This window comes from Vibrio olivae, from assembly GCF_042428525.1.
Classification (GTDB): domain Bacteria; phylum Pseudomonadota; class Gammaproteobacteria; order Enterobacterales; family Vibrionaceae; genus Vibrio; species Vibrio olivae.
This window is the reverse complement of sequence record NZ_JBHMEP010000025.1, coordinates 1-6,329: the sequence shown is the minus strand read 5'-3', so window position 1 is coordinate 6,329 and position 6,329 is coordinate 1. Positions and strand designations below refer to the sequence as shown.

Sequence of the window (6,329 nt, the reverse complement as noted above, 5' to 3'; positions counted from 1 at the left end):
TAATCTTCCGTGGTCCGTATCGATCTACTTACCTTATCCGATTCTATTAAAATATCAACGCTTTGAGCGAATACCTCTAACGCCAATATCATGGCCTCTCTTTTTGTCATATTTAAAATTTTACATTTTTTATATCAAAATAATCTATGAATCTATCCCATAGCTCTCTATTCTTTTTATTAGGCTTGAATTTTCCGGATTGTACTCTTCTCACCAGTCCCTTAAAATCATCCACTGTTCTCTTTGATAAACACCATGCTAATACCATATTTGGATTTTCTCCTAGCTCTTGATAGTGACCATTTTTTACAAGTATTTCTATCTCATTCAAGAACTTCTTTGTCTGATGAGGATAATCAAACGGATATTTCATCATCTCTCCGATATTTGACATCGGGCATAATATACATCCTATTCTTTTCGCCCCTTTGTCGTATAAGTCGCAATACTTGATATTCATCTTGTTCAAGAACTCCCATACATCTTTGTCCGTCCATGCTAATATTGGTGATATTATCACTTTATCCTTTCCGCCAACACAAGAGACCATCTTTTCCTTATGCTCATCAAACTGATCAAATGATATATCATACTTTCTTTTACTGGTTCCGATCTCATTCCTTTTAGATCTTGTCTTGGATTCCTCCGCTCTTATCCCTACTAAAGTCACCGTGCCTCCACCTCCTCTCTCCTTGAGGACTTCACAGCAATATCTTTGCGTTTTTGATGGAAGACATTTCTTTTTTTCTTATAAGTTGGTAAAAATTGATATCCGGAACATGTCTTATCACGTCTGGATAATTGTTCTTCACGAAAGATACTATGTTCGCCGGATCCACTGTAGTCATATTCATATGAGCCTCGAATTTAACGCCGGCTAATTTAGCTATATGGTAAAGAGCCTGACTATCCTTACCTCCGCTGAAAGCTAGATAATATCCCTTATCGTAAAATCTTAGGGCAATTCTTCCCCTTTTCTTAGTACCTCAATGGAGTGTTTTATTTTCTCCATCAACCCATCGGAAAAACTATATTTATTTTTAAGCTCCTCCATCTCCATATTATTATCCTCCATATATCTTAAGTCCTTTTATGTTGTATTTGCTTATATCCGCGCACAAATTACACCCTCCATAACAACAACACCACGAGCAAAAGGCTAGTCGCTCCTGCTCCGGCCTGCCTTGAAACTCCACCGCCGCCCTATACCATGCCGGGGACAATACCCTGACCTTCTCCGGCGCGGGCGGCGTTATGAGCACCGATCGCCTCCTTTCTTTGGCATCTTCCCTACTTCTCATTTGGATTATCCTTTAACAGCTCAGCTATCTTATCTTCCTTCAACATATTTTGCTTTCTCATATTATCCACGATGAAGGTAGCGAACGCCATATCATACCTCTTCCTTAACTCATCGACAAAAGATTTTGCTCTTGAGCTTATCATCGTCTCAATGTTGTCGTCTACGATCTTCTTGATCCTACCTCTTATAAGCTCATCTACTGTCAGTTCCTCTCCCATATAATCTATCCTGAATTTATATTTCTTCTCGCTGGCGTTCTTGATGAGATCGATTATTGATTCTCTCGCTATATCCTCAAGCTTTCCTGATATCGGATTGGATATTTTCCCCATCAACTCATTCTTGAACTTTTCTTTAAGTTCACGTATTACATCTAACCTGACTGATCTAGTAAACTCCTCCTTCAATGTCACTTCGTTGTATATAGCTTCATCGAATACATCTTCCAAATTTAACTCTACTTGAATTTTCATATCATTATATTTTAATAAATTATAAATTTTTTAGGTATATAATTATCATGTATTATTTCCCTTCATCTTTTAATATTAATTTCTTCCCAATCTTTTTAATTTTTGTCGGTCTTGATAATCGATAGTCTCTTTCTATCGGTCTATTAAGTACATCATCTTTGTGCCCCTTGTATCCTTTCTCGTAAGCACTGACCCTTGCGCAAAACTCAACCACATCGCCTGGCGATAAATCAGCGCCACTGAATCCTTTTGTTAAATCGAACCACAAATGATCTGATACTATTTTGCTATCAAGTGTCACATCTTGTAAAAGTATCGTTTTTACAGACCCAATGTATCCATTCCTAAATCCAAATCTAACAAAGGTTGCTGTAAACACATGGCGTCCTTTTGAACCTATTGTTCTCAATTCTTCTCTCATTTCCTTTCTTATTTTTTATTCATAAAACCAGTAATTTTCTTCAAATACCCTTTTGTCATCTCAATAAAGTTCACGCAATCCAGCCTGCTCAACTTGTAAATCAAAGCCGGGTTATGAATTACGGCTATAATTTGTGTTTGTGGTTTATGAAATGACAATACATTGTATAGATCCATGATATTGTCAATATCCAGATTCCTGTCTGGCTCATCCATAAGGATCGTATACTCAAAATCCTTTTCCATTAATACCACATGATTGTCTTTGTAGTATTTTAAAAGATTGTCGATCCTTTTTGCCCAGAACTCATTTGACTTTTTCTTAAATTCCGCAAGCTCCTGTATCGGAAACGCATACCCATCTTGGTTAAACACAAAATCAAAAAGCGAGTTCATGGCATGAAGGTTCTTCTCCCCAGAGGACCTAGATGCCCCATTCATATACAAATTTAAATTATTGATATTATCCAATATATCATCCTTTCCCATTTCAGTTTGCTGTAGGAGATGGAAGACTTTCCCAATATAATCCGACTTGATACTGATCCCGTCAAGCACCTTGTCATCATCAAATATATCCGGGAAATACAATGCTTCTGACGGTAATTCAGAACACATCTTTTTCTCGCACAACATGTACTTCGATATCATATTCAGGAGGGTTGATTTCCCGCTTCCGTTCTTGCCTACAATCACATTCACACCAGGCTTGAATATAAACTCAGAGTCATTTTTGAACGCTTTTATCTTTGGGGTATATTTAAATGGAGTCTTCTTGTTGTCGTCTATCCTTATAGAAGTTATCATCTTATATGATTTTGTGTTGAATTATTTAAGCCTTTCATCAATTGCCAAATCAAATATCTTATCAAGACATTTCCTCATCTCCTCCGCATACTCAAACAGATCTTCTTTTGAAAGATCCCTGCGCTGCCAATCATACATATTTGTATATGAAGATTCAATAGCCTTATTCTCTATCTCCTCAAGCACTTTTTTTAATAGACTTGTCTTTCCCTTGATTCACTTTTATCTTCTCTAGTAATTTAATAAAAGACTTCATATACTCGCAATTCTGATCACAGTCAAATGAATGATTGCACATCTGATCATTATCCCTAGAGAGGTTTGGGCAACTTTTCCAGTGAGCGTTAATAACTTTTGCTATTTCCGCGACAATCTGTTTCCCCGCTGTCTCTTCTACGATCTTCCTTGTATTAATATCTATTCTCATGTTTGTTTCTCCTTATTATATAACTGGGTGATTATATTCCAACATCTGCTCCATATTCTTTAATCCAATTGTCCGTATCGCAATGCCAACAATATCCTGTTTTGGAATCCTCTTTATAAGAATGAGACCCGCAAGTAGCGCACCAATAATTATCATCCGTATCGTATGCATAGCTTTTATTCTCATGCATCTTAGTCACTCTGGCTATTCTATCTTCTAGCAGTTCTTTTAGATAAGGGCATTTATAAGGTCTATTCTCTTCATGTAGTATGTAAAGATCTATGTCCATCATATTCCCCATCCTGTCCGTGCACATCAGCTCGGCGGCATGACGTACATTCCCTTCCGGCATCCCCGGGACTATCTCCCGGATCACCGCCTCCATCTTCTCTTGGTATTCGGTGTCTACCTTAACCACCAAATCCTCTAATTTATCTATTAAACTCATGATCTTTTTACCTTTTTATATATAACGTCTATATCATCTTTCCTATCTACATCAATACAATGGGTATCCTTACAGTAATAATTCTTACTATTATTAAATGCGCATCCTTCACAACTAGCGTCACTGGATTCAACCACCTCCAGTTCTACTTCTTTCGAATCGATATTGTATTTAAATATAGATCCTATCTTATGATATCCTATATCATCCAAGATTATCTTATCGTCTTTATTAAATACCATCTGAATAATAAATGATTCCATTTTATCATCCGAACCATTCTTGTCCAATAGCATCTCACACTCATTTCTATCAAATCCTAATAACTTTATAAAATATTTTGCCATATCGTATTGCTCCATATGTACCAATCTTTGTATGCATAACCATATTCCTTGTCTTATGCCTTCTTCCTTAGCCTCTTGCACTCTATCTTCCATATTATTTTGTATTAATTAAGTAACAATATTTCTCTTCGTTCTATTTTGATCATCTCCGGATTATCGTCATGATCATACCAATATAGATACCATGTACCTCCTCTATTAGCCTTCCACATCTTCCCTTCATATTTCCCTGATGGGATTGTCAATGAATATTCCCTAAGACCCTCAAAGGTTTGTTTGGTCATTAAGGCATACTCTTCATCGATTTCTATGTACCTCCTATGAGGTTGATTCCATGACATCCCACGCTTATCCGTTATCTTGGGTATTATATTTTCTCCATTCATGATGCTTTGTAAATTATGTATTAACTATTGTATATCTAACACTCTCCCCATCTTCCCTTTCGCATCCCAAGCAACCTGATTTTACGCAATCATATATATTGCAGCTTCCTACATTCATCCTCGGTCAATCCACAAGAAGACACCAGTTCCTCTGCGGCCTGCGTCCATCGCCCGGCGTGGGCTAGCTCCTGAACCGCCAGCCATATCCCTTGGTTCATGCCCTTCTTTCTTTCGTTCTCATCCATATTTATCCCTCCTATTCACTCATTTTTTTAACAAAATCTTCCCATGACATGTCAACGTCATTGTGATGTTTACAACAAGCATTCTGTATTCTCTCTATCAACGGAATGAACCATAACTGAGTTAATCCGTAACGAGTCTGAATTATTCTACATAGATTTATTTTTATTATCTCCATGTCATGGATATCAGGAGATGTATTGTCGTTCTCACATCTATCCAATATCGTTTGAATTATAGCCAAATAATGATCCATATCTTAAATTATTAATCATATTACCATTTCCCATTCCCTGGCGTAAACAGTATCTCCCCTGTCCTCACCCAATGATTCCAGTTATTTTTAAGTTCATCAATATCATACACCTCAGCCGACTTACCGTTATCAGATCTTTTTATGACCGACATAATACTTTCCGCTCGCACGCTCCAATGACTATAACAGTCTGTTCCGCACCCGCACGCCGTGAATCTCCCGTTATCGAACTCCCAGACCAGAGGCCGGAGGCCGCATCGTGGACACGGCAACCATTCCATTGGATTCTCCGGCTTCTTGTAAACATCAATACACTTATACTCTACTGTCATAATTAGTTCTATTAAATTGATCTGATCTTTTGATCTCTCATCTCATTCTTATCCTTGAACATCATTATCCTATTTACAATCCCCTCCGATTCCATGTATGTCGAGAATCCATGTATCCTTAGATATTGAATAGCTGATAATGATTTCTCCAATATCTCCCTATACTCCATATCTGTTTTAACTGCTTTCTCCATGATCTTTTCCCTCCATTTCTTCTAATATAATTACCTATTTAATTTAGGTAATGTAATTATATATCTATTTAATTTCAGTGATTTCCCATCTAATCTAATTTAAGTTTAAATCACTTAATGTTAATACCTTTTTATCCAATAGATCAATAAGTAGCATCGCTCTCGACTCTACCTCTGTATCTCCAAATCCACTATACACTTCTGTTTGTGAATCGTAAGCATTGTATCGAACATAGGCAGTTTCGTAATATTCGCTATCCTTATTCGGGAAATATTGTGTCAACTGCAACCAGTCATCCCATATTTTTGATTTACTGACATTTATCATACTTGGTAGTATCTCTCCAAGTTCATGACTCATATAAGCCGGTATGAGGTCGCCTTCTTTTCTATATGAATACCTCATTGTATTTTGCACAACTGAATCTATCTGGGTTTCCCCTCCTTTCATCTCTTTCACAAAATAAAATTCCGACTCCGAATTTACGCCCAACTCATGCAACTTTAGCGCAAGCTCATAAGGACATATAAAATTTTGATATTTCATGTTATTCTATATTTTCGTTTCTGTAATCCCCGGCATAGTCTAACCATACCCTGTAATCATTTCTGTACTTGGTCGCCTTTATTTTCATATTCCGGTATATATCCTTATTCGCATTTTCGCCAAGTACTCTCCTTACCTCCTTCTGT

At 37.0% G+C, this 6,329-nt stretch carries 10 protein-coding genes; all 10 read right to left on the bottom strand.

Annotated features, from left to right (window positions below; translation table 11 throughout):
• Positions 1 to 112 precede the first annotated feature (112 nt).
• Positions 113 to 670, bottom strand: a complete 558-nt coding sequence (locus ACFFUV_RS23035) for a phosphoadenosine phosphosulfate reductase domain-containing protein (protein ID WP_390198172.1) — start codon at positions 668 to 670, stop codon at positions 113 to 115.
• A gap of 620 nt (positions 671 to 1,290) precedes the next feature.
• Positions 1,291 to 1,776, bottom strand: coding sequence for a hypothetical protein (locus ACFFUV_RS23030; protein ID WP_390198170.1), 486 nt, complete (start codon positions 1,774 to 1,776; stop codon positions 1,291 to 1,293).
• Positions 1,777 to 1,828: 52 nt separating this feature from the next.
• Complete coding sequence (locus ACFFUV_RS23025) at positions 1,829 to 2,197, bottom strand: hypothetical protein (protein WP_390198167.1); 369 nt, start codon at positions 2,195 to 2,197, stop codon at positions 1,829 to 1,831.
• An 8-nt stretch (positions 2,198 to 2,205) separates the two neighbouring features.
• Positions 2,206 to 3,003 carry an AAA family ATPase gene (locus tag ACFFUV_RS23020; RefSeq protein ID WP_390198164.1) on the bottom strand — a complete coding sequence of 266 codons (798 nt, stop codon included), beginning with the start codon at positions 3,001 to 3,003 and terminating at the stop codon, positions 2,206 to 2,208.
• A 178-nt stretch (positions 3,004 to 3,181) separates the two neighbouring features.
• Positions 3,182 to 3,430: a hypothetical protein gene (locus tag ACFFUV_RS23015; RefSeq protein ID WP_390198161.1), complete on the bottom strand. Its 249-nt coding sequence runs from the start codon at positions 3,428 to 3,430 to the stop codon at positions 3,182 to 3,184.
• Between the two features lie 31 nt (positions 3,431 to 3,461).
• On the bottom strand, positions 3,462 to 3,878 hold the full coding sequence (locus ACFFUV_RS23010) for a hypothetical protein (RefSeq protein ID WP_390198158.1): 417 nt from the start codon (positions 3,876 to 3,878) through the stop codon (positions 3,462 to 3,464).
• A complete protein-coding gene (locus ACFFUV_RS23005) occupies positions 3,875 to 4,306 on the bottom strand; it encodes a hypothetical protein (protein WP_390198155.1) in 432 nt (143 codons plus the stop codon). Before ACFFUV_RS23005 ends, ACFFUV_RS23010 begins: the two co-directional genes overlap by 4 nt.
• A 394-nt stretch (positions 4,307 to 4,700) precedes the next feature.
• Positions 4,701 to 4,856 carry a hypothetical protein gene (locus tag ACFFUV_RS23000; protein WP_390198150.1) on the bottom strand — a complete coding sequence of 52 codons (156 nt, stop codon included), beginning with the start codon at positions 4,854 to 4,856 and terminating at the stop codon, positions 4,701 to 4,703.
• Between the two features lie 597 nt (positions 4,857 to 5,453).
• Positions 5,454 to 5,636 carry a hypothetical protein gene (locus ACFFUV_RS22995; RefSeq protein WP_390198147.1) on the bottom strand — a complete coding sequence of 61 codons (183 nt, stop codon included), beginning with the start codon at positions 5,634 to 5,636 and terminating at the stop codon, positions 5,454 to 5,456.
• A 94-nt stretch (positions 5,637 to 5,730) separates the two neighbouring features.
• Positions 5,731 to 6,183 (bottom strand): hypothetical protein, encoded by a 453-nt coding sequence (locus ACFFUV_RS22990; protein ID WP_390198144.1) that lies wholly within the window; start codon positions 6,181 to 6,183, stop codon positions 5,731 to 5,733.
• Positions 6,184 to 6,329: the final 146 nt, after the last annotated feature.

Excerpts from the sequence above, each read along its gene's own strand:
- ACFFUV_RS23030 (WP_390198170.1), bottom strand. The coding sequence starts at position 1,776 with ATGAAAATTCAAGTAGAGTTAAATTTGGAAGATGTATTCGATGAAGCT.
- ACFFUV_RS23025 (WP_390198167.1), bottom strand. The coding sequence starts at position 2,197 with ATGAGAGAAGAATTGAGAACAATAGGTTCAAAAGGACGCCATGTGTTT.
- ACFFUV_RS23020 (WP_390198164.1), bottom strand. The coding sequence starts at position 3,003 with ATGATAACTTCTATAAGGATAGACGACAACAAGAAGACTCCATTTAAA.
- ACFFUV_RS23015 (WP_390198161.1), bottom strand. The coding sequence starts at position 3,430 with ATGAGAATAGATATTAATACAAGGAAGATCGTAGAAGAGACAGCGGGG.
- ACFFUV_RS23010 (WP_390198158.1), bottom strand. The coding sequence starts at position 3,878 with ATGAGTTTAATAGATAAATTAGAGGATTTGGTGGTTAAGGTAGACACC.
- ACFFUV_RS23000 (WP_390198150.1), bottom strand. The coding sequence starts at position 4,856 with ATGGATGAGAACGAAAGAAAGAAGGGCATGAACCAAGGGATATGGCTG.
- ACFFUV_RS22995 (WP_390198147.1), bottom strand. The coding sequence starts at position 5,636 with ATGGAGAAAGCAGTTAAAACAGATATGGAGTATAGGGAGATATTGGAG.
- ACFFUV_RS22990 (WP_390198144.1), bottom strand. The coding sequence starts at position 6,183 with ATGAAATATCAAAATTTTATATGTCCTTATGAGCTTGCGCTAAAGTTG.